Consider the following 23,976-nt stretch of genomic DNA (forward strand, 5'->3'; position numbering starts at 1 on the left):
TGGCCTTGTATTATGAATGAGAGAGATGTTATTTGATAACGCCTAGCTCTTTTCCTACCTTGATAAATGCGGCGATAGCCTTGTCCAGATGCTCGGTCTCGTGACCAGCGGACAATTGTACACGGATACGAGCTTGCCCCTTCGGTACTACCGGGTAATAGAAACCGGTTACGTAAATACCCTCTTCCTGCATCTTGGCGGCGAAATCTTGAGACAACTTAGCGTCGTACAACATAACGGCACAAATTGCGGATTGAGTCGGCTTGATATCGAAACCGGCTGCCAGCATCTTGTCGCGGAAGTAACTTACGTTGTTCATTAATTTCGTATGTAAAGCGTCGCTCTCCTTCAACATCTTGAACATCTCCAAGCTTGCGCCTACGATGGCCGGAGCCACGGAGTTGGAGAACAAGTAGGGGCGGGAACGTTGGCGTAGCATATCGATAATCTCCTTCTTTCCGGTCGTGAAGCCACCCATGGCGCCACCGAACGCCTTACCCAGCGTACCCGTGAAGACGTCTACACGTCCATAAACATCAAACTGCTCGGCTACGCCATGGCCCGTCGGTCCAACGACACCGGCAGAGTGAGACTCGTCCACCATAACCAATGCGTCATATTTCTCGGCAAGCTCGCAAATCTTGTCCATCGGAGCGACATTGCCGTCCATGGAGAACACGCCGTCCGTGGCGATGATACGGTGACGTTGGGCCTGCGCCTCTTGTAGGCAACGCTCCAAGTCCGCCATATCGGCGTTAGCGTAGCGGTAACGTTTAGCCTTGCATAAACGAACGCCGTCTATAATAGAGGCGTGGTTCAAGGCATCCGAGATGATAGCGTCTTCCTCGCCGAACAACGGCTCGAACAAACCACCGTTAGCGTCGAAACATGCGGCGTAAAGGATCGTGTCCTCTGTCTTGAAATAATCGGAGATGGCTGCCTCCAATTGCTTGTGCAAATCTTGCGTTCCACAGATGAAACGAACGGACGACATGCCATAACCGTGTGTATCCATGGCTTCTTTCGCGGCCTTGATAAGTCGTTGGTTATCGGACAGGCCAAGATAGTTGTTGGCGCAGAAGTTTAAAACATCACTTCCGGCATTTACTTTGATGTCGGCTCTCTGCGGCGTAGTAATGATACGCTCGTTCTTGTATAAACCAGCGGCTTTGATGCCTTCAAGTTCATTTGTCAAGAATTCTTTAAGTTTTCCGTACATAAAAACTTCGTTTTTTATTAGTATTTAGATGTGAGTAGTAGCTTCGTTGTCAAAGCGACAGACAAAGGTCTGTTTTTTTTTTGAATTTTAATACTAAAAAAGAGAAGAAATTCATGTCTAAACTGTTTTATTCTCTATACCTTTGCCGACGGAAAAAAACTTAAATCTCATTAAACGCGATGAAGAATGTATTAGTAATTGGTTCTACCGGTCAGATCGGATCAGAGTTAACCATGAAATTAAGAAGTATCTACGGTGGGAACATAGTAGCGGGTTATATCCCGGGTGCGGAACCTAAAGGCGAGTTGTTAGAATCGGGACCTTCCGCTATCGTGGATATCACGAACGAGCAGCAGATCGCTGAGACGGTATCAAAATATAATATTGATACGATCTACAACTTGGCGGCTCTTTTGTCGGCTGTAGCCGAGGCTAAGCCTCAGTTGGCGTGGAAGATCGGAATGGGGGGCTTGTTCAATGTGCTTGAGGTGGCCCGTGAGATGCACTGCGCCGTATTTACGCCGAGCTCTATTGGCGTTTTCGGTAACAATACCCCGAAAGACAAGACTCCTCAAGATACGATCCGTAATCCTCGTACGATGTACGGCGTGACGAAGGTATCCGGTGAGTTGTTAAGTGATTATTATAATATCCGTTTTGGCGTGGACACTCGTTCGGTTCGGTTCCCCGGATTGATCTCTTATGTGACACCTCCGGGTGGTGGTACGACGGATTACGCTGTCGATATTTACTATTCGGCCGCTAAGGGCGAGAAATTCGTTTGCCCAATCGCAGCCGGTACTTTCATGGATATGATGTACATGCCGGACGGCTTGCGTGCCGCTATCGAGATTATGGAGGCGGATTCTACGAAGTTCGTTCATCGCAACTCTTTCAACATTGCGTCGATGAGTTTCGATCCGGAGATCATCTTTAATAATATCAAGAAATATATGCCGGACTTCCAAATGGAGTATGAGGTAGATCCTTTGCGTCAGGCTATAGCCGAGTCGTGGCCGAACTCCTTGGATGACACTTGCGCCCGCGAAGAGTGGGGCTGGAAGCCGGAGTATGATCTGGATGCCATGACAAAAGACATGTTAGCTAAATTGAAAGAACGTTTCAATAAATAAGAGTGATGTTATAGCCTTGATTGTTTGTGGATAAAGGGGCCGGGGTATCATCGAGGGGATGATTCCCCGGCCTTGTTTTTTTACGCCGCTTATTTCAATAAATCCGGTCGGAGGCGTGCCGTACGCTCTTGTGCTTGTTGCAGGCGCCATTCATCTATTTTGCGTTGATGTCCGGATAATAGCACCTCTGGCACTTTCCAGCCTTTGTAATCTGCCGGACGTGTATAGACGGGAGGAGCCAGTAAGTCATCTTGGAAGGAGTCGGAGAGGGCGCTTTGCTCATCGCCGATCGCTCCCGGTATCAAGCGCACCACGGCGTCGGTTATGATAGCGGCGGCCAGCTCTCCTCCGGTAAGGACATAATCTCCTACGGATATCTCTTTCGTTATCAAGTGCTCACGGATACGATAGTCGATTCCTTTATAGTGCCCGCAGAGGATAATCATATTATTTAGCAAAGACATGCTGTTGGCCATGGGCTGGTTGAGTGTCTTACCGTCCGGGGAGGTATAGATTACCTCGTCATATTCCCGTTCGCTTTTCAACGCTGAGATGGCCCGGTCTATCGGTTCGATCTGCATCACCATACCGGCCTCGCCTCCGAACGGATAATCGTCCACTCGCCGCCATTTATTAGTGGTGTAATCCCGTAGGTTATGTAAATGAATCTCCGCTAATCCCTTATCTTGCGCCCTCTTGACGATAGAGCAATTAATCATCCCCTCGATCATCTCGGGAAGTACGGTAAGTATATCTATACGCATAAAAAATCAATTGAAATATTTAAAAACATCCGCAAAGGTACATCATTATTTCCGGAAAACTCCAACGATTTATCCTTAAACAGGGAAGCCGTACCAAATCTCTGTGAAGTGAAAGTTTGATCGAACAGGTATAAAACATACGTTTATCTCAATATAAAGTCTCCTATTACCCGATACATTTTATAATCGCCGTCGCCGTTTTTATAATCAGTGGCGGTGATTACAAAAACGATGGCGGTGATCGTACGATCACCGCCGCTGATTATAGAATGTAAGCTTATCCTTTATGTTATAAATAGGTTATAAGAAGAGAATATCAGTGGATGTGAACTGTTTTATATAAAGTTCGCAAGGATATTTCTTTTATGGTTTGAATTATTATTCGTACTTTTGTCCGTCAATTTGGCGGCTATCGATAGAGGCCGTCTCTTTTAGAGAATAAATTTTATAGCGATGAATATATCTTACAATTGGCTGAAAGAGTATCTTGATTTCGATCTGAAGCCAGAAGAAGTGGCTGTGGCGCTTACCTCTATCGGTTTGGAAACCGGTGGAGTAGAGGAAGTTCAAACGATCAAGGGCGGACTTGAGGGACTGGTTATCGGTGAAGTGTTAACTTGTGAGGAACACCCGAATTCTGACCATTTACATATTACGACCGTAAATGTAGGTGGCGAGGCCCCTTTGCAGATCGTATGCGGTGCCCCGAACGTGGCTGCCGGACAAAAAGTGGTCGTAGCCGTGAACGGCACGAAACTGTACGATGGTGATGAATGCTTTACTATCAAGAGATCCAAGATCCGTGGCGTTGAGTCCAATGGTATGATTTGCGCCGAGGACGAGATCGGTATCGGTACCGACCATAACGGTATTATCGTACTTCCCGCCGACGCTGTTGTAGGTACGTTAGCTAAAGATTATTATAATGTAAAGAGCGACTACGTGCTGGAGGTGGATATCACCCCGAACCGTGTAGACGCTACTTCCCATTTCGGTGTCGCCCGTGACTTGGCCGCTTATTTGAAGCAAAATGGCAAGCCCGCAGAATTGAGACGTCCTTCAGTGGACGCTTTCAAGATCGACGACGAGACACCGGGCGTAGAGGTCGTGGTAGAGAATACGGAGGCTTGTCCCCGTTATTCCGGTGTTACGATCAAGGGTGTTACGGTAAAGGAAAGCCCGGAGTGGTTACAAAACCGTTTGCGTGTGATCGGCCTTCGTCCCATCAATAACGTAGTGGATATAACGAACTTTATCCTGCATGAGTTGGGGCAGCCTTTGCACTCTTTCGACGCGGGTAAGATCAAAGGAAATAAAGTGATCGTCAAGGCGGCCGAGGCGGGTACGAAATTCGTCACGTTGGATGGCGTGGAGCGTACGTTGACCGATCGTGACTTGATGATTTGTAATGTAGAGGAACCGATGTGTATCGGTGGCGTGTTCGGCGGTTTGGACTCCGGCGTGACGGAGGAGACCACCGATGTGTTCTTGGAATCCGCTTGTTTCCATCCGACGTGGATTCGTAAGACCGCTCGTCGTTTTGGCTTGAACACGGACGCTTCTTTCCGCTTCGAGCGCGGTTTGGACCCGAACAATACGATGTATGTATTGAAACGTGCCGCCTTGTTGATACAAGAGTTGGCGGGAGGTAAGATAACGGGGGCCGTACAGGATGTTTATCCTACCGTGGCGGAACCGTATACGGTTGAGGTGACTTACGAGAAGATCAATACGTTGATCGGTAAGGATATTCCGGCAGAGACCGTGAAAAGTATCTTGGCAAGCCTTGAGATGGAGATCGTGTCCGAGACCGCTGAGGGCTTGACCCTGCATATTCCCGTATATCGTATCGATGTGCAGCGTGATGTAGACGTGATCGAGGACATTCTCCGTATCTACGGATATAATAACGTGGATTTCAGCGATAATGTGAAGTCCAATTTAAGTTACCAGACTCCTACGGATCGTAGCTGGAAATTGCAGAACTTGATCTCGGAGCAACTTTGTGGTTGTGGTTTCAATGAGATTATGAACAACTCCTTGACACGCTCCGCTTATTATACGGATCTGTCTGTTTATCCGGAAGCGCATTGTGTCATGTTGATGAACCCGTTAAGCGCAGATTTGAACTGTATGCGTCAGACCTTGTTGTTCGGAGGCTTGGAGAGCATCGAGTATAACATGAAGCGTAAGAATGGCAATGTCCGTTTCTATGAGTTCGGTAATTGCTATGATTATAATATTGATAACAAGAAGGAAGATGAGACCTTGGCGCAATTCAGCGAGGATTACCGTCTCGGTATTTGGGTAGCCGGCAACCGGGTGGAAAACAACTGGGCGCATCCGAACGAGAAATCTTCCGTTTATGAGTTGAAGGCTTGCGTAGAGAATATCTTGGTTCGCTTGGGTGTGGATATGAAACGGGTTATTTTCGGTAACTTGACGAATGATATCTATTCTTCAGGCTTAAGCATCACGACCGGTTCCGGACGTCAATTGGGTACGATGGGTATCGTAAGCAAGAAACTTCGTAAGATGCTGGATATTGATATGGATGTTTATTACGCAGAGTTGTCGTGGACACAATTGATGAAGGAGATCAAGAAAGCGAAAGTAACCTTCTCCGAGATTTCCAAGTTTCCCGCTGTTAAACGTGACTTGGCGTTGTTGCTTGATAAGGGCGTACAGTTTAGCGAGATCGAGAAGATCGCCAAGGATAGCGATCGCAAATTATTGAAGGAGGTATCTTTGTTCGATGTTTACGAGGGCAAGAACCTTCCGGCAGGCAAGAAGTCGTATGCGGTAAGCTTCTTTATGCAAGATGAGAGCAAGACTTTGAACGATAAGCAGATCGACGCTATCATGAAGAAGATCCAGACAAATCTGGAACAAAAGCTAGGTGCTCAATTGAGATAAGAATTTAATTACATAAAATAAAGATAAACTGATAAACATATGGGAAGAGCGTTTGAGTTTCGTAAAGCGAGAAAGTTTAAGCGTTGGGGTAATATGGCCCGTGTATTCACGAAGTTAGGTAAGGAAATCACGATCGCGGCAAAACAAGGTGGGCCGGAGCCCGAGAATAACCCTCGTTTACGTGCGTTGATGCAGAACGCCAAAAAGGAGAATATGCCGAAGGAGAACGTGGAGCGTGCCATTAAACGTGCCGTATCCAAGGACTTTACGGATTATAAGGAGATGAACTATGAGGGATACGGTCCTTTCGGTATCGCTATCTTCGTTGAGACCGCTACGGATAATACGACTCGTACGGTAGCCAACGTCCGTAGTTATTTCAATAAGAATGGTGGTTCTTTGGGAACATCCGGTAGCTTGGAGTTCTTGTTCGATCATAAATGCGTATTCCATATCGCTAAAAAAGAGGATATTTCTTTAGAGGACCTAGAGTTGGAGTTGATCGATTTCGGTGTAGATGAAGTCGAGGAAGACGAGGACGAGGTTGTCCTTTATGGTGAGTTCGCGCAGAATTCGGCGATCCAGAAATATTTGGAGGAGAATGGTTTTGAGATCTTGAGCAGTGAGTTCGTACGTATCCCGAACGATTTGAAGGAGGTTACTCCGGAACAGCGTGAGTCTATCGAGAAGCTTATTGAGAAGCTGGAGGAAGACGAAGACGTTCAAAACGTGTTCCATAATATGAAGGAGGACGATTCTGAGGAGGAATAACGTACGTTTATGCGTAAAAAAGCGACATCGAACTTGCCTCGATGTCGCTTTTTCTTTTTTGCAACGAATGTTTTATGTTTTTTACGTATTTTTGCGAGACTAGGACGAATAGCAATTTAACTTATATGATAAAAATGAAAAGGCTATTTCTTCTTTGTGCGTTCGTGAGTATGTTTGCGACGTGTAACGTTCCATGGTCGTCCGGAGGTTTATACGGATTATGGCAATGTACAAGATCTTTTGAATGAACTGGATGAGGATGATACTTTTACGAAGATCATTGATAAATTAACCGTTTATCCAGTGATGAAGATTCGTCTTTGCGGAAGGATCTTTTGATAGGAAGTTGATATAATAAAATAAGACGAGACTACTCTCATGGTTTATAGGGAGTAGTCTCGTTTTGTTTATAAAGAGTACTCTTGTTGTATCGAGAGTACTTTTTTGTTTGAAATTACTTTTTATCGATTTCTTTCAGCAATTCTTTTACCGCTGTTCTCAATTGCGAATCTTCCCCTTTGACAACTGTTTCCGGGGAATTAGCGACTTTAACATCCGGTTCCAGCTGTGTGTTCTCTAGGTAACTACCGTCCGACAGGCGATAACCGGTAATTGGTGTGCCGAATATCAGCGTCGGATCTTGCAGGGTTTCCCAAGAGACGGTAGTCATTGTTCCCGGTACGGGCATACCAACTAAACGTCCGATGTGTTGATGCTTATAAACCCACGGGGTTCCATGTGCGTTACTATAATTAGCCTCGCATTGCAACATGATGGAAGGTTTATTCCAGCGGCGGCTAGGCATATCGCAAGCCTCCCGGCCGCGTGTCACTTGGGTGAGGTATTTCTCTCCGCTGAACAAGATCTCGATATCCTCGTGCAAGCGTCCACCGCCATTGAAGCGGGTATCGATGACGATTCCCTCCCGGTCGTTATATTTACCTAGGATATCGGAGTAGACAGAGCGGAAACTAGGATCTCCCATGGATTGGATATGTACGTAGCCCAATCGTCCATTCGACCATTTATCCACGTCGGCGGCACGTTGTTTCACCCAGCGGGTATAAAGCAAGTTATTTAACTCACCGTTACTGATAGGCAAGACTACCTCTTCCCACCGTTCCTTGGTTTGTGGATTGTAGAGGGAAACCAAGGTCTTCTTTTTAGTCTTATTGTTCAAAAGCTTAGAGTAATCCAAGTCCGGGGTTATTTCCTGTCCGTCTATTTTCTCCATGATGGTACCGGCTTTCACTTTGGAACGTGCATGATCGAACGGGCCTTTTTCCACTACCTCGGCGATCAATAGACCTTTACCGCTATGGTTCCAATCGAAAAGTAGGCCTAGGTTGGCGGTAACATTGCCGCTCGACCCCGGACGGAAGCGTCCTCCGGTGTGAGATACGTTGAGTTCTCCCAGATATTCGCTTAGCAACTCCGCGAAGTCATAGTTGTTATTGATATGTGGCAAGAACTTACGGTAGGCGGCGGTCATAGCTTCCCAATTTACGCCATGCATATTCACGTTGTAGAATCGTTTTTGCTCTTGTTTATAGACATGGTCGAACATATACTCACGTTCGGCGGCCAAGTCCATTTTTAAGTTCGCTTGGTAATTGATCGGCGTTAGTTTCTCCGATCCCATATCCATCTTTTGCATGGAATTGCTACCCAACAAGAACAGGTTCTTACCCTCCTTGTCCATCTCCATGTTCGCCCATCCGGTATTCATCTTGTGGAGTAGCTTGGTCTCTTTCTTGCGCAAGTCCATTTTCCAGAGGTCGTATTTGTCTTCGAAAGCCGAGAAATAATATAAGGTCTCGCCATTCTTCGAGATGACGGCGCTACCCATTTCGGAGGAATTAGGAGTAAGACGTAGGATACGATCTTGGATTCCTTTCAGTTCCACTACGATATCCTTGGGCTTTTCGTCTTTCTTTCCATCGGCTTTATCTTCTTTTTTCTTGTCGCCGGTTACCTCTTTCTGCTCCTTTTCCAGTTCCTTTTGCAACTCATAATCCTCTTTGCTCAAGCGGAATTTATCATAAGCGTCTTGATTCATGAATACCAGCATGGCATCATTCAAGGAACCCCATGAGGCATGCGCACGCATTCCATAACGCTCGGTGGTAAATAGGATGGCGTTTCCATCCAGTACCCATTGCGGGGAGGTGCTGGTGTAACCACTATTGGTCAGGTTGGTGATCTCTCCGCCTTGTGCGCTAACCAAGCCGATATCCGAATAAGGATCGTGCTTGTTTCCGATAAACCGGAGCGTGAACCATTTACCGTCCGGCGACCATGAGTAATCGAAACCACCGGCTGTGCTATACCATGTGGAGCCATCCGTGACTTGGCGTACTTTCTTTGTCTCAAGGTTGACTACCATCAACCGCATACGATCTTCTATGAAAGCGAGTTCCTTGCCATCTGGTGAGAATTGAGGATAATTACGCTCTACGGTCTTAGAAGGCAGGAGAACTTCCTCTTCGATAATCGTTGCGTTCGGGAAATTGGCTTCTTCCTTACGTGCGATCTTAGCCAAGTAAAGTTGCCAGTTACCACCACGCTCGCTAGCATAAGCCAAGGTACGGTTGTCAGGCGAGAAGCATATGCCTGTTTCCGCTGCCGGGGTATGGGTGATTTGCTTAGTCGTGTTGTAATCGGCCGAGGTGACGAATACCTCACCTCTTAGGGTGAAAGCAATCTGCTTGCCATCGGGGGATACGGTGGCGGAGGTAGCTCCCTTGCTGGAATTCAGATCGGCGATTTGCTCTTGATCATCACGTATCAAGTCGATCCGCACTTTCTGCGGATTGCTTCCCGGACGTTGTGTATAGATCTCGCCATCGTATGTGTAGCACAATGTCTGATCGCTACCGGTAGAGAGGAAACGTACAGGATGTGTCTTGAACTTAGTAACTGCCGTTATAGATTGCGGGGTGTTGAGAGGGAATGAATATACATTGAAAGACCCACCGTTGCGTTCGCTCAGGAAATAAACCGTCTGTCCATCCGGAGCAAATACGGCGTTGCGGTCTTCTCCCGCATGGTCGGTCAAATTGGTGTGTTTCCCAGTTTGCGTATCATACATCCATATATCCCGGGTAACGGATGAGGTATGATGTTTACGCCATTCATCCTCGAAACCCTTACGATCTTGGTATAAGAATGTTTTTCCGGATTTATCGAAGCAAACCATCTCGGCGGGTGTTCCCAATACTTGCTCCGTGCGTCCGCCACCAACCGGCACTTTATAGAGTTCCGTCATGGACGAGGTCGGGAATAAGGCACTCTGGGCCGGATCTTGTATGGATGCGGAGAAGAGTACGTATTTACCGTCGGGAGTAAAGGCCGATGGAATCTCGGAGGCGGAATGAGTGGTGAGGCACTGTGCCGTTCCACCATTGGAGGGCATTACGAATAAATCGAAATTACCGTTACGATCGCTGGCGAAAGCGATTTGTTTTCCGTCCGGAGACCAGATCGGCGTACATTCATACGATGCTTGGGTGGTAAGTTGTATCGCTGTCCCTCCTTTGGCCGATACTTTATAAATATCTCCTTTGTAACAAAACGCTATCTCTGTTCCATCAGGAGAGATTTGCACATCACGCATCCACAAAGGGGTTACAGCGTAGCTGGTGGTCGCAAAGCCCAAGGCTATGCAGGTTAAAAGTTTTTTCATGTACTTAATGCTTTTTTAGAATGGTGCGAAGATACATATTATTTTGTACTCATCAGCCTGCTCTCTATTGAAATATTAACTGGATTCATCCTTTCAATTTCACGATAAATAACACAAGGCTTTCCCCTTGGGCCTCCGAGGGGAAAATATTTCGCAGATCCTCTCCGGATTTGCTGAAACAATAGGAATGGCAATAGGGATCGATAGGGTCCATTCGTAGCACATTACCGGTTTGATAAAAATTATCTTTTAATCCTTCTTTTACCTGCCAGTATTCTTCCTTCTCCGTATCATAACAGAAGGTGTAATTTCTGGACTCATCCTCTGCGTTATAGTATGTAGATACCCAGAAACGGCTGCCCATGCGGATTGGCAGCAAAGGGAGTGTATTCTTTCCGGCAAGGTTCTCCAAGGCTTGGCTTTGCCGCTTTTGCTTAATATATAAAGTGTCCCGTAATAAGTTCCCGGGTTGATAGAAGGGGGCGTAGGCATAAACCGTTCCGCTTCCGGGCTCCACCGCTACTTCCGGGGCGATACAACCGATCGGGCATGCGGAACGTTCCAGATCGACCGGACGGATCGTATGAGATTGTAATTTATGGAAAGAGGAATCGTATTCAACGATCTGTTTCTCAATCGTGGCGGTTTGCCCTGCTGTATCCCCATGAACACATTCCTCGGTGGTAAATATCCGGTTATTGTGCATGGATATGGATAGCATATGCCTATTCTCCGGAAGGTCGCATTTCAGTTTCTTGCGGGTAAGGAGATCACCATTGAATGAGTAATAGAAAATATCGTCCGTGTTTCCAAGTACGATCAGCTGCCGGTTGGCCGGGTTCACTACATACCCCGCTACCCGTATGTCATCCGGATGGGTGATGCGACAGATAAATTCTCCCTTGCGATTGAAACGGTAAAGCGTCTCATTGCTGATAAGGAATAGGTTGTCTCCCTCTTGACGGATATACTTGGCCTCCTTGATCGAATGCGTCCCTGAGTCCTGTAATGGAATGGCGATTACCTCATCTGCGATGTCAGACAAGGCTCCGGTAGGGTTGTTCCGGATCGATTCATTCGAGATTAACAGGTTATAGGCTTGCTTTCCGCAAACCAATAGAACAAGTAGTAATAAATATGTAAAGGTTCTTTTCATATCACCGCTAAATTAAAGAAGGATAAACCTTTTTATGATTTTTACGAATTGTTTTTATAAAACGTAGATCATCTGATTTTATTGGATAGGCCTAGAATTATTCTTGTAGAAATACCCAATTATCCCCCTCGGACATGGATTCTTTATAGGAAAAGCCTTCCCATGTGAATGCTTTTAATGCCTCCGGGTCAGAAATCCGGTTCTTTATGAGATAGCGGCTCATTTGTCCCCGGCACATCTTGGCGTAGATCACGATCGTCTCCGCTTTGCCGTTCTTCCAGATCTTGAACTCGGGTGTGATGATCCAGACGGATCGCTCCACCTCCTTCCACTGGAAAGAGGGTTGGATATCCAAGCTGGCTAGATTCAGTAGGATTCTGTCTCCCTGTCGGACGTCATGGATTAATGTATTTGTTTGCCTGTCTTTCCAGAAGGCGTACATATTCCCGTCGCCTAGTTCCGGGATTTTTACGTCGAACTCCATCCGGTAAGGCTTGATAAGGTCTAATGGGCGAAGTAACCCGTAACATCCCGATACGAAACGCATATGTTCTTGCGAGAAAAGAAAATCCTCCTCCGTGAAGTCTTTCGGGCTGATATTCTTGAATACGACACCGGTATAGGCGAGTATCGCTTGTAAGGGCTGGTTGTCTTCCGCATGAAAATCTTGGTATCTGCGGTAACATTCCGCCGCCAGTTTCGGGCTGAGCTTGAGGATACGACTTAATTCGTCAATGGAAAATTGGGTCATATGCAGGGCGATCTCGTTCGCCTCTTGCTGGAAACGTGGAGTCGTGCCTTGCGGCGCTTTTATCTTGGATGTTCCGGTCATTGTCTTAGCCGGAGATAATAATATCAACATATCTATATTGGATTTGGATTGATCGCATAAAGGTAATCCATATTAAGATTCAAATAGGGTATAAGCATCCCAATAAATCTTAAAGTATCTCGTCTCGAATGGGGGGGTTAATGGAGGAATGAGTCTTGGTGATAGAAATGTAATGAGGATTATGAAGATGAGAGACGTGAAGATGCAACCTATATTTCTTTTGATATACTCGGACGTCATAAAGGACGGTCAGCGAAGGAGAGGGGTACTTGCTACCATAAGAGTCTATTTTGACGCTGAGAATTTACTTGAGACTATTTTTTGGAAAAGTGCCCGTGGCAAGAAGTGAAACAAAACCTTTTTCTCTCTCTTTTGTTCTTTCTGAAAAGATACGTCCGAATGACATCCGAAATGGACGGTTTGACGGGGAGTTCTCTATTCTGTTTTATAATATTAAGACAAAATGTCATATTTTCGTTTTGGTATTTCTTTTGTAAGGATATAAGTGTAAAATAAATTTAGAAAAGAATATAAGAAAGGAGCTTAAATACATGAATTTAAACAATTTTACAATCAAGGCGCAGGAGGCTGTTCAACAAGCCGTACAGTTGGTTACTAAAAATAACCAACAGGTTATCGAACCTGTTCACTTGTTGAAAGCTGTCATTATGACGGGTGAGAGTGTTACTAATTTTATCTTTCAAAAATTAGGGGTAAACGCTCAAAACCTGAATATGGTACTGGATCGCCAAATCGAATCTTATCCTAAGGTTTCGGGAGGCGAACCCTATCTCTCTAGCGAGTCGAACGCTGTCTTACAGAAGGCGATCGATTATTCCTCTAAAATGGGGGATCAATATGTATCGTTGGAGCCGATCATCTTGGCGTTGTTTACGGAAAAGAGCACCGCTTCACAGATATTGAAAGACGCCGGCGTGACAGAGAAAGAGTTACGTCAAGCGATCGAGGAATTGCGTAAAGGAAATAAGGTGACAAGCCAATCCGCCGAGGAGACTTACGATGCCTTAGGAAAATACGCCATCAATTTGAACGAGCGTGCCCGTAGCGGTAAGCTAGACCCCGTGATCGGACGTGACGAGGAGATCCGCCGTGTCTTGCAGATCTTGAGCCGCCGTACGAAGAACAATCCGATCTTGATCGGTGAGCCGGGTGTAGGTAAGACTGCTATCGCTGAGGGGTTGGCCCATCGTATAGTTCGGGGTGACGTTCCCGAGAACTTGAAGTCTAAACAGATCTTCTCGTTGGATATGGGCGCGTTGATCGCCGGAGCTAAATATAAAGGCGAGTTCGAGGAACGTTTGAAAGCGGTGGTGAACGAGGTTACGAAATCCGAGGGCGAGATCATCCTCTTTATCGATGAGATCCATACCTTGGTAGGAGCCGGTAAAGGCGAAGGCGCCATGGATGCCGCTAACATCTTGAAACCGGCCTTGGCTCGTGGTGAGCTACGTTCGATCGGTGCCACGACGTTGGATGAGTATCAGAAGTATTTTGAGAAGGATAAGGCGCTTGAGCGTCGGTTCCAGACCGTTATCGTAGACGAGCCGAGTGAGTTGGATACGATCTCCATCCTTCGTGGTTTGAAGGAGAAATACGAGAATCACCATAAGGTACGTATCAAGGATGATGCGATTATCGCTTCTGTACAGTTGTCTACCCGTTATATCACGGATCGTTTCTTACCGGATAAGGCGATCGATTTGATGGATGAGGCCGCTGCCCGTCTGCGTTTGCAGATCGATTCCGTACCGGAGTCATTGGATGAGGTCTCTCGCCGCATTAAGCAGTTGGAGATCGAGCGTGAGGCGATCAAGCGTGAGAATGATAAGTCGAAATTAGAGCAGCTGAACAAGGAGATCGCCGACTTGAAGGAGGAGGAGACCAAGCAAAAGGCTCAGTGGCAAAGCGAGAAGGAGCAGATCAATAAGATCCAGCAAAATAAGATCGATATCGAGAACCTGAAGTTTGAGGCTGATAAGGCGGAGCGTGAGGGGGATTACGGCAAGGTCGCTGAGATCCGTTACGGTAAGATCAAGCAAAAGGAAGAGGAAATCAGGAAGGTACAGGCTAAATTAAAGACGATGCAAGGTGCCGCCGCTATGATCAAAGAGGAAGTGGATGGCGACGATATCGCCGACGTGGTATCCCGTTGGACAGGAATCCCGGTCAGCAAGATGATGCAGAGTGAGAAAGATAAGTTGCTACGTCTGGAGTCCGAGCTTCATACCCGTGTGATCGGCCAGGAAGAGGCGATCAACGCTATCGCCGATGCGGTTCGTCGTAGTCGTGCCGGCTTGCAGGATCCGAAACGACCGATCGGTTCTTTCATCTTCCTCGGTACTACCGGTGTGGGTAAGACGGAGTTGGCCAAGGCGTTGGCCGAGTATCTGTTCGATGACGAGAATATGATGACCCGTATCGATATGAGTGAGTATCAAGAGAAATTCAGTGCGACTCGTTTGATCGGTGCGCCTCCGGGATATGTGGGTTACGATGAGGGTGGACAGTTGACGGAGGCGATTCGCCGGAAACCTTACTCGGTTGTCTTGTTCGATGAGATCGAAAAGGCGCATCCGGATGTATTCAACATCTTGTTGCAAGTCTTGGATGATGGACGGTTGACGGATAACAAAGGCCGCGTTGTCAACTTCAAGAACACGATCATTATCATGACAAGTAACCTAGGTTCTTCCTTGATTCGTGAGAACTTCGAGAAGATGACACCCGCCACGCATGACAAGGTGGTAGACGAGACGAAGATCCAAGTACTGGAACTGTTGAAGAAGACGATCCGTCCGGAGTTCTTGAACCGTATCGACGATATCATCATGTTTACTCCGCTGAACGAGGAGGAGATTCGTAAGATCGTATCCTTGCAGTTGAGCAACGTGAAGAAGATGTTGGCTACAAACGGTGTTTCCTTGGACTTCACGAACGAGGCCTTGGACTTTATCGCCGACAAAGGTTTCGATCCTCAATTTGGTGCCCGTCCGGTAAAACGTGTTATTCAGAAGTATGTTTTGAATGAGTTGTCCAAGGCTTTGCTGGGGGGAACGGTAGACCGCAACCGTCCGATCGTGATCGATAGAAAAGACGATGGTTTGGAATTTAAGAATTGAGAGAGGCTTGAATGCTTGACGTTAAGCGTGAGTTATCTATAAAAATATTGTTAAGTCACATCCATAAACAAGCTTAATTGTTTTTGGGATATAAAATCAAAATATTTCCGTACATTTGCCGTTATTCAAACCAATTAAACAAGATTAATTATGAGCACGAACAATGACGAGTTACTTTACGATGAGGATGATTCCGTAAAATTTATCCAGAATTATCTTCCCCAAGAACTGAAAGGAAAGTTCAGTAATGACGATATCAACTATATTGTAGACTTGATCTACGACTTTTATGAATCTAACGGTATGCTGGATGATGATGGCGACGATGAGATCGAGATCGATGAGGAAGAGGTTGTAGATTATGTAATTAAGAACGCCCAAAAAGACGGCGTAGGTAAATTCGAACCGGAAGAAATCACTTTTATAGTACAAGGAGAACTTGAATATTGCGATTCAATCAACATGTTTGATTGATATTTGTTATATATATAAAGTTGTTTAAGTGAAATTATAGAAGATGATGAGGAACATTAAATTATTATCTGTTTTACTGCTATGTATGGCAGTGGTGTTTACGAGTTGTGGAACGTGGAATAACACGGCGAAAGGTACGGCTATCGGTGTAGGCGGTGGTACCGCTGTTGGAGCTGGTGTTGGAGCCTTGGCCGGAAATACCGCATTGGGTGCCGTGATCGGTGCGGCCGTAGGTGGTACAGCCGGTGCGTTAATTGGTAAGAAAATGGATAAGCAGAAGAAGGAGCTGGAAGCTACCCTGCCTGAAGACACGAAGATCGAGAGCGTGAACAACGGCGAGGCCTTGAAGGTTACTTTTGACTCTGGTATCTTGTTTGCCACGAACTCGAGTACGTTGAGCGACGCTTCTAAGAGTGCCTTGCGCAACTTCGCTACCAGTTTGAAGGCCAATCCGGATACGGATATCCGAATCATCGGCTTTACGGATAATACCGGTAAGGTGGATTATAATCAGACCTTGTCCGAGAAACGTGCGAAGAGCGTTTACGATTACCTGATGATGCAGGGTATAAGCACGGATCGTATGGTTTATGAAGGCAAAGGTATACATGATCCCGTGGCTAGCAATGATACTCCCGAGGGTCGTTCGTTGAACCGTCGTGTTGAGATCGTGATCTTGGCTAATCAGAAGATGATCCAAGAGGCTCAACAAGGAACGCTTCGATAAGTATTTTAAGCTATTTCTGCCGGAATCGAGCAGGTTATAGTGTATGAATTTGGGGACTGTCTTTACCGGATAGTCCCTTTTTGTTTAAATCGCAGGATAGGAAGGATGAAGAAGAATTTCGTGAAACGAGCTACTCAGGCGGATTATATCCGTCAGATGTTGGATGCCGGGGAGGGGCCTGCGATTATTTAGACTACAGCGACCATAAGCCCGTGGTATGGTTAGGATATGTTAATTAGCATGCCCGAAAGAATAGTTTTAGAACCTTTTTCAACTCATGCTGTTTTAATAGTGACTTATATATAAGCACAAATAATAGTATAAACTGTTTTAAACGTTAAAATGAGATGAAAAAGATTTTTCCTTTTTTTCTGTTAGTTCTTCTGCTGGCTTCCTGCCAAAAGGATCCGGACATGTCGAAATTGGACAATGATTTTCTGGTGTTCACGAATCACGATAAGGATGCGAAATTCGAATCGTTCACTACGTTTTACATTCCGGATAGTGTACTGGTTATCGGCACAAGCGAGAAACCTCAGTTCTGGACAGCCAATGAAGCAGACGATATTATCACTACATTGGTGAATAATATGGAAAGCCGTGGTTTCAAACGCACGCTAGACAAAGATAACGCCGACTTAGGTCTGCAAGTTTCTTACGTACAAAGTACTCAATATTTCGCTGATTACAACGATGGTTACAACTACCCGTACTGGTGGTGGAACTATCCGGGATATTGGAGTCCGGGTTATTGGGGACCAGGTTGGGGAAATTGGTATTACCCGTATCCTGTAGTGTATAGCTATAGTGTAGGTTCCTTGTTGACTGAGCTAGTGGATTTGGATACTCCTGTTGCTTCTAAGGCAGACGCTAAACTTCCGGTTCTTTGGACCGCTTACATGAGTGGCTTGTTGTCTGGTTCCGATAAATTCGATACTCAGCTGGCTGTTCGCGCTATCGAGCAAGCATTTGTACAATCTCCGTACGTAAAGAAATAATAATTCGAATGATTAAAAGTTTGAGATTCTATGAAAAAGATAAATAAATCAATCAAGTTAATCGCTTTACTCGTAGTTTGTATGGCGATGCCTACTCTGGCTGGCGCCCAGGTTTTGAAAAACGCATATTTCAATGTAGACTGGCAGATCAACTCTCCATTCAGCCAAGACTTTTCTAAAAAGACTAGCGGTTGGGGTGCTCACGCTGAGGGTGGTTACTATGTGATTCCTAATTTCGCTATAGGTGCGTTCATCTCTTATCATACAAATAATGAGTATGTAGATCGCCAGACGATTCCGGTAAACTCAACATCGGTAATTACTTCCGATCAACAGCATTCTATCTTCCAGTTGCCTTTTGGTGCGGCTTTCCGTTATAACTTCGCTCCGGAAGGACAGTTCCAGCCGTATGTTGGTACTCAGCTAGGTGCTAGCTACAGCGAGATGTCTACCTACATGAACGTGTTGAAGGTTTACGATCGTAACTGGGGATTCTATGTAGCTCCCGAGATTGGTATGACCGTGTACTTCACACCTCAGAAACAGATTGGCGTACATATGGCCGCTTATTATAACTACGCTACCAACAAGGGTGATGTCCTCAGCTATCATATCGATGGTTTGAATAACTGGGGTATCCGCTTAGGTCTAGCGTTCTGATAAACAATGTTTGTTCTTTTAAGTGTTTTATGGTTTAGGGAAACGGAGGGCAGTGAATGTCTTCCGTTTCTTGCTTTTATAAGATCTGTAGTTTCAGCCCGAATGAAAGGCTTAAATAATCTTTCGGCTTCAGGTAGCTGTTGCCGATAGCGTTTATTATATACAAATCGCAAGTGCTCAGAGCTTATACTGGTCTAAATGTAATTCTATAAAGCGAACACTTGCTTTATTTCCGTGAAGTCGGATAATACGATATCGGCTGTCTCATCTCCTTTATAAGCGCTCCAACCGATACTTTTTAGCCAGATTGTCTGGCATTCGATCCGGGTGGCGGGGACGATATCCTTATCATAGGAATCACCTACGACAACAATCTCGTCGGCGGGAAATCCCAGTTTGTCCACTCCTAATCGGAAGATCGCCGGGTCCGGCTTGCGGATACCTACGACCGCCGATTCCACGATAGCGCCGAATAAATGATCCAAACCGAAATCTTTCAACACGGATTCTATGTTCCCATAGAAGTTCGATACCAATACCAATGGGTATCGTTCCGCCAATCGCTCCATTATGGGTCGGGCGTTATCAATTGCCTTCCGGGCGTATTTGTAACACCAATCCGCTAATTGTTCCGGTAGCTCCGGGGTAATCACCTCGGCGGACAAATGCCCGTTGTCTTTCAACCATTGGATTTGTAAATCGCTTTTCAAGCGCAACATATCCAGAAACGTATGATGAGGCTTTACGATCGGATTCTTTCCAAGCGTTCTTTCTCCATGTACATAAGCATCACGGAAGACCGCTTTGGATACGGGAACCTTCAAGGCCTCATACGCCATCCAGATCACCTCAGCCCAGTGCATGCCGTTACTGTCTATCGTTCCGCCGTAATCAAAGAGGATTCCTTTTACTTTGTCTAAATTGAACATAATCGAATGGGGTAAAAAAAACGTTATAATTGTTTGCTGAAATCTTCACAAATATGCTCATGTTTTTTGATCATATAGAGCAACATCAAGTTTAATACGGTCAGCTCGAATACGAAATACAGCCAAGGCATGTCGATAAAAAGGCTTATAAACAGAGCGATCACCCGGGTATTGAATGATAGCATATTCGTATATTTCATCAATGGCAGGCTCTTCGTACGGAAAGCCTTACGGAACCATTCCGGCGCTTGTCCGTTGTATTTCTCACGGATGATGTTCATCATGTGTTGGAATTTGGGTGTCCACGCTTCTTGACCTACCGTATAATTAATGTAGAAGGTCTCAAACAATTTATAGATAAAGTCATGCTTCCAACTCATCTTCTTATAATTCTCCTTCAATTGGGGAGAGTGGGAGAGCTCGCTACCCGATTTACCTTTCAAGAACAACAAGTGAATATTACGATAATAATCCGCCATGGCCGCTTGCTTGCTATGGAAGAATCCCGTCGTAGCCGCCAATAGCCAGATCCATATTCCCCATTCCGGCGTGAGGCGTAAGCAGATAGCAGCGTAGATAGCGATAAACCAGAAATCGCCGGCAGCACCGTCCAAGATACGTCCCAAGGCACTTTTCTGTCCGGTCATACGGGCCAATTGTCCGTCTGCGCTATCATATGAGTTTGCCCAGATTAACAGTAGCATGCCGATCACGTTGATAGCAAGGCTTTGGAAATAGAAACAGATACCTGCCGCTATACCGATAAAGATACTGGCGGTCGTGATGCTATTGGGCGATACTCCCAATTTATTAAAGAACAAAGCCCATTGGTAACCAATGGGACGATAGAAATGAATATCGATAAACTCCTCGGTGTCCAGAGATTTTAAGGTTGACTCCAGACTGGGAGTAGACTTAGTCTTACTCATGATTGATTTTGTTAAAACGATTTTAGATGTGTTCTCGCATAAGATCCCAGATGCGACGTGCGATGTTTGGCGCCGCTTCTTCCCGGCAAGGGGCGAAACTGGGCCAATCGTTGAAATCGATAATTCGCATGACACCATCCTCGGAGACGATACAATCTCCCCCGTATATATGCACGTTCAATACCTCCGCAGCCTTGTGGCAGAGCAGACGAAGCTGCGCTTCGTCGAAGGGGATCCCCTTCGCTGTTCCATTGATAGCCTCTAAACCAAATTTACTATGATGCATGTTTGACGGATAGAACCAATAAAAGAAATCGGTTCCGACCACCCCATAAAATTTCACCAAGTCGCCTACCAGATGCTCATTGATTACCGCCGACGGGATACCACGGATGGCGTATTCCTTCAATATGCTTCTCGCCTCTTCCGGGTTTCTCACGTAGGTGACGTCTTCCCGGTGGATGGCGTGGAAATCTCCCCGTTTGATCCAGCAATTAAAGAAACCTGCTTTCTCAAGGGCTTCTGTCGGATCCTCATCTGTCCGTAGGATTAAACTTTCCGGATGGGAGATATGATTGGATAATAGGAGGCGGGTCATTTTCTCACGGGTACAATTCTCGATCCCGTAACCCGAGTTCACCACGAAATAGTTTTTATCCTCTAGTTCTTGCAGCTTATGGATGGACTTCCAGTCTCTTACCATATTGAAGATACCCTTTTCCTTCGGGTCTTGCAGCAGCAGATCCGATTCGATATATTCGTTTACATCGCATCCCAATTTTCGTAAATGCTGGGCTGTCAAGGCGAAGATCGCCGCGTCGTTGCCGATATGATTGGGGGAGAATTGATTTCCTCTGCGGATACCTGCTAAAGTTAATTTACTCATTGTTAGACAGTATTCTTTATGACTTTAAAAATGATTCGGCTTTCAAAATGTCTTCGGCGTGATCCACGTCGATGATCTTGCTGAAAGGATAGGCCTTTAACCTCAACCCCTCGGCGATGAGCTGCCGTTGATAATTGCGCATTCTCGACATTCCCTGCGAGATGGCGTTGTTCAATACCCCCAGAGCCGGACGCCTCAGGCAATAGATACCTCCCGATATATAACGGCAATCACCGTCTGCCTGGTCTAGGAAATTCCGGATGCAAAGTCCGTTGTCTGTTTCTACATATAAGGGCTTCTCGTCGTCAATAAAATCGGTGACGGCCATCAGTCCGTCCAGTTTATCCTCTTGGATGAACTGTTGGATGTAGCCGCTGAACTCTTCTTCCTTGAAGATCGTGTCTACGGTAGTTAAACAAATCTTATCACCGTCCAGATAATGACTCAGTTCGTAGAAGCTGTGCATAGAGCTGGGGGTGGATTTTACCAATAGGTAAAAGGGTACAGGTAGTTGCAGGGCCTTCAGGTAATCCTGCACCTCGGTCATCTCCTCGTTTACGATGATACTGATAGAAGTAGCGTTATTTTTCAAAAAAACGTTTATCAACCGGTCTATCAGAGCGACACCGTTGAGCCTAACCAGAGGCTTTGGCCATTTAACACCTTCTTGCGCCAAGCGGGAGCCTTCGCCGGCGGCAATGATCGCATAATCCATAACTTTTATTTATGTCTTGAAATAATTTTGCAAAGTTACAAGATTTCTGAGATAGTTTTAGGCTGTATGGTTGATATAATTGGTCAAAATTTCTATAAATCGGGACTGTTTGGTTAGAAAAACAAAGAGGTTATAAAGAGCCTGATTGTTTTTTTGAAAATAATTATCGTTTTATAGTTGCTAATTCAAATAGAATGCTTTCCTTTGTACCATGAACAAAAGATAGTTTGTATAGCTCTTTTATCTTTTAGCATTTATTCATCAGTGATGATAATACATTCTTTTAGAGATTGACTTCACCAACCATCCTTGTTTTATTATTAATTTTTATTTTTTATATCATTTTCATATGAATATTTACATTGGAAACCTGAATTATCGGGTAAGAGAATCGGACTTGCAACAGATTCTGGAAGAGTATGGTGTTGTAGATTCAGTTAAAATCATTGTTGACCGTGACACAAAACGTTCTAAGGGCTTCGCTTTCGCTGAGATGCCTAACGCTGCCGAGGCTCAAAAGGCTATCGAGGAGTTGAACCAAGCTGAGTACGAAGGTCGTCAGATGGTTGTTAAAGAAGCTATCCCTAGACGTTAAATTTTAGAAGAAAGAAATTTTAAAATAAGACGAAAAAGCGGGGAAACGAGGTGAAAACTTCCGTTTCCCCGCTTTCTTTTTCCTGTGTATTTTGATTATGTTCGCAAGAAATTTTAAGAGTGATGAAAAATATAGGTGTTAGGAGCCTCATTGCGGGTCTTTGCTTGATGGGGTTGGGGAACAACTGGTTTCCTTCGCTGAAGGCGCAGATCGTGGATCATGTCTATAAGACAGATTATCATATCGATCCGGAGAAGGCCCGGGAGTTGTCCGTGGAGTTGGATAATATTAGCTTCTTCAAGGATAACGAATATACGGGTAAATTTACCAAGGGGTATTCGTTGCCGGGACTTTGGGTACAGGGCAAAGCGGTTTATTATCCCTTGCGGAATATCAAGTTGGAGGCGGGTGTCCATATGTTGATCTATCATGGGGCGAATAAATATCCGAGCATGGCTTATCAGGATATCGCTTATTGGAAGGGAAACCAATACCAAAAAGGGGTACATGTGTTGCCCTATTTCCGGGCGCAGATGGCCCTCTCGGATCATGTGAACATCGTGCTGGGAAATATTTACGGCGCTTCGGACCATAATTTGATAGAGCCTCTTTATAATCCGGAATTGAATTTGACCTGCGATCCCGAGGCAGGCTTGCAGTTGTTGTATGACTCGAAAGCTTTCGATTTGGATGTGTGGGTGAACTGGCAGAGCTTTATTTTCCGGGAGGATGTGCATCAAGAGGCGTTTACCGTCGGGATCTCTTCACGGGTAAAGTACAACGACCCGGCTTCCCGTTTCCATTTCTATACGCCGGTGCAAGGATTGGTGCAGCATAGGGGAGGCGAGATCGATACGATCTTCAACAATTCCGTGCAAACCTTGATGAATGGCGCGATCGGTGTCGGAGGTGTATGGAATACCGGACATCGTATTTTCAAGAACTTGAACGTGGAACTGGATGCTACCGGTTATTATCAGCAAGCGGGAGAGATATGGCCTTTTGACAACGGATATGGCTTGTATGCCCGTGCTTCCGCCGATATCTATGATTTCCGGGTGAAAACATCGTATTGGACTTGCAAGGATTTCATCTCTATGTTTGGTAGCCCGTTTTTCGGGGCGGCCTCGATGATTGATGCGGGGAGTACGTTCGATCGTCCGCAGATGATCTATCTGGGGGTGGAATATTCCCGGCAACTGGCGAAAGGTTTCTCGATTGGGGTGGATGTGGATGTTTTCCATCATCTCTCCGGAGATATGAATGATGCGGAGGGGGTAAAACAACCGATGGGAAGTGCCACGAGTTTTACGGCAGGGGTTTATATGCGTATCAATCCGTCTTTCCTGATTAAAAAATTTTGATCATTATCTTCATACAGAAACACAGTAGTATCCGGTTATGAATACTACTGTGTTTTTCTATGAATACTACTGTGTTCGGCCGT

The 23,976-nt window shown here is 45.6% G+C and carries 20 protein-coding genes; 11 read left to right on the top strand and 9 right to left on the bottom strand.

Annotation, left to right across the window (positions count from 1 at the left end; translation table 11 throughout):
• Positions 1 to 28: 28 nt before the first annotated feature.
• A complete protein-coding gene (kbl, locus tag E5342_RS04330) occupies positions 29 to 1,219 on the bottom strand; it encodes a glycine C-acetyltransferase (RefSeq protein ID WP_009017507.1) in 1,191 nt (396 codons plus the stop codon).
• Between the two features lie 179 nt (positions 1,220 to 1,398).
• On the opposite strand from kbl, the gene E5342_RS04335 reads away from it, so the two are divergent.
• Positions 1,399 to 2,352, top strand: a complete 954-nt coding sequence (locus tag E5342_RS04335) for an NAD-dependent epimerase/dehydratase family protein (RefSeq protein WP_121734654.1) — start codon at positions 1,399 to 1,401, stop codon at positions 2,350 to 2,352.
• Between the two features lie 89 nt (positions 2,353 to 2,441).
• Here E5342_RS04335 and trmD read toward each other — a convergent pair whose 3' ends face one another.
• The gene (gene trmD, locus E5342_RS04340; protein ID WP_121734653.1) at positions 2,442 to 3,116 is read right to left on the bottom strand and encodes a tRNA (guanosine(37)-N1)-methyltransferase TrmD; all 675 of its coding nucleotides are present in this window, start codon (positions 3,114 to 3,116) and stop codon (positions 2,442 to 2,444) included.
• Positions 3,117 to 3,569: 453 nt separating this feature from the next.
• Here trmD and pheT point away from each other — a divergent pair, with 453 nt between their 5' ends.
• The 3 genes from pheT to E5342_RS19290 all read left to right on the top strand — a co-directional run bounded on the left by pheT (position 3,570) and on the right by E5342_RS19290 (position 7,142).
• A complete protein-coding gene (pheT, locus tag E5342_RS04345; protein WP_135958890.1) occupies positions 3,570 to 6,032 on the top strand; it encodes a phenylalanine--tRNA ligase subunit beta in 2,463 nt (820 codons plus the stop codon).
• 39 nt (positions 6,033 to 6,071) lie between these two features.
• Positions 6,072 to 6,803 (top strand): YebC/PmpR family DNA-binding transcriptional regulator, encoded by a 732-nt coding sequence (locus E5342_RS04350; RefSeq protein WP_135958891.1) that lies wholly within the window; start codon positions 6,072 to 6,074, stop codon positions 6,801 to 6,803.
• Between the two features lie 174 nt (positions 6,804 to 6,977).
• Positions 6,978 to 7,142, top strand: a complete 165-nt coding sequence (locus E5342_RS19290; protein ID WP_160217431.1) for a hypothetical protein — start codon at positions 6,978 to 6,980, stop codon at positions 7,140 to 7,142.
• A 115-nt stretch (positions 7,143 to 7,257) separates the two neighbouring features.
• Here E5342_RS19290 and E5342_RS04355 read toward each other — a convergent pair whose 3' ends face one another.
• The 3 genes from E5342_RS04355 to yaaA form a co-directional block, all read right to left on the bottom strand.
• Positions 7,258 to 10,488, bottom strand: a complete 3,231-nt coding sequence (locus tag E5342_RS04355) for a S41 family peptidase (RefSeq protein WP_135958892.1) — start codon at positions 10,486 to 10,488, stop codon at positions 7,258 to 7,260.
• An 85-nt stretch (positions 10,489 to 10,573) separates the two neighbouring features.
• On the bottom strand, positions 10,574 to 11,644 hold the full coding sequence (locus E5342_RS04360) for a 6-bladed beta-propeller (RefSeq protein ID WP_135958893.1): 1,071 nt from the start codon (positions 11,642 to 11,644) through the stop codon (positions 10,574 to 10,576).
• Positions 11,645 to 11,741: 97 nt separating this feature from the next.
• The gene (yaaA, locus tag E5342_RS04365) at positions 11,742 to 12,506 is read right to left on the bottom strand and encodes a peroxide stress protein YaaA (RefSeq protein WP_135958894.1); all 765 of its coding nucleotides are present in this window, start codon (positions 12,504 to 12,506) and stop codon (positions 11,742 to 11,744) included.
• 521 nt (positions 12,507 to 13,027) lie between these two features.
• Here yaaA and clpB point away from each other — a divergent pair.
• The 5 genes from clpB to E5342_RS04395 all read left to right on the top strand — a co-directional run bounded on the left by clpB (position 13,028) and on the right by E5342_RS04395 (position 18,475).
• The gene (gene clpB / locus E5342_RS04375) at positions 13,028 to 15,616 is read left to right on the top strand and encodes an ATP-dependent chaperone ClpB (RefSeq protein WP_121734647.1); all 2,589 of its coding nucleotides are present in this window, start codon (positions 13,028 to 13,030) and stop codon (positions 15,614 to 15,616) included.
• 150 nt (positions 15,617 to 15,766) lie between these two features.
• Positions 15,767 to 16,090 carry a hypothetical protein gene (locus E5342_RS04380; RefSeq protein ID WP_121734646.1) on the top strand — a complete coding sequence of 108 codons (324 nt, stop codon included), beginning with the start codon at positions 15,767 to 15,769 and terminating at the stop codon, positions 16,088 to 16,090.
• 46 nt (positions 16,091 to 16,136) lie between these two features.
• Positions 16,137 to 16,817, top strand: coding sequence for an OmpA family protein (locus E5342_RS04385; RefSeq protein ID WP_121734792.1), 681 nt, complete (start codon positions 16,137 to 16,139; stop codon positions 16,815 to 16,817).
• A 347-nt stretch (positions 16,818 to 17,164) separates the two neighbouring features.
• On the top strand, positions 17,165 to 17,815 hold the full coding sequence (locus E5342_RS04390) for a DUF4136 domain-containing protein (RefSeq protein WP_121734645.1): 651 nt from the start codon (positions 17,165 to 17,167) through the stop codon (positions 17,813 to 17,815).
• Between the two features lie 30 nt (positions 17,816 to 17,845).
• Entirely contained in the window at positions 17,846 to 18,475 is a 630-nt protein-coding gene (locus E5342_RS04395; RefSeq protein WP_121734644.1) for an outer membrane beta-barrel protein, read from the top strand.
• A 206-nt stretch (positions 18,476 to 18,681) separates the two neighbouring features.
• Here the strand turns inward: E5342_RS04395 and E5342_RS04400 are convergent, their stop codons facing one another.
• The 4 genes from E5342_RS04400 to E5342_RS04415 are packed head-to-tail and all read right to left on the bottom strand — an operon-like array spanning position 18,682 to position 21,934.
• Positions 18,682 to 19,404 (bottom strand): HAD family hydrolase, encoded by a 723-nt coding sequence (locus tag E5342_RS04400; protein WP_121734643.1) that lies wholly within the window; start codon positions 19,402 to 19,404, stop codon positions 18,682 to 18,684.
• 23 nt (positions 19,405 to 19,427) lie between these two features.
• Entirely contained in the window at positions 19,428 to 20,333 is a 906-nt protein-coding gene (locus E5342_RS04405) for a CDP-alcohol phosphatidyltransferase family protein (protein WP_135958895.1), read from the bottom strand.
• A 22-nt stretch (positions 20,334 to 20,355) separates the two neighbouring features.
• Positions 20,356 to 21,219, bottom strand: coding sequence for a hypothetical protein (locus E5342_RS04410; protein ID WP_135958896.1), 864 nt, complete (start codon positions 21,217 to 21,219; stop codon positions 20,356 to 20,358).
• A 16-nt stretch (positions 21,220 to 21,235) separates the two neighbouring features.
• A complete protein-coding gene (locus tag E5342_RS04415; protein ID WP_121734640.1) occupies positions 21,236 to 21,934 on the bottom strand; it encodes a nucleotidyltransferase family protein in 699 nt (232 codons plus the stop codon).
• Between the two features lie 349 nt (positions 21,935 to 22,283).
• Here E5342_RS04415 and E5342_RS04420 point away from each other — a divergent pair, with 349 nt between their 5' ends.
• Together E5342_RS04420 and E5342_RS04425 are read left to right on the top strand one after the other, a co-directional pair.
• Positions 22,284 to 22,529, top strand: a complete 246-nt coding sequence (locus tag E5342_RS04420) for an RNA recognition motif domain-containing protein (protein WP_005856718.1) — start codon at positions 22,284 to 22,286, stop codon at positions 22,527 to 22,529.
• A gap of 122 nt (positions 22,530 to 22,651) precedes the next feature.
• On the top strand, positions 22,652 to 23,893 hold the full coding sequence (locus E5342_RS04425; RefSeq protein ID WP_135958897.1) for a hypothetical protein: 1,242 nt from the start codon (positions 22,652 to 22,654) through the stop codon (positions 23,891 to 23,893).
• Positions 23,894 to 23,976 lie beyond the last annotated feature (83 nt).

Source organism: Parabacteroides distasonis, assembly GCF_004793765.1.
Taxonomy (GTDB): domain Bacteria; phylum Bacteroidota; class Bacteroidia; order Bacteroidales; family Tannerellaceae; genus Parabacteroides; species Parabacteroides distasonis_A.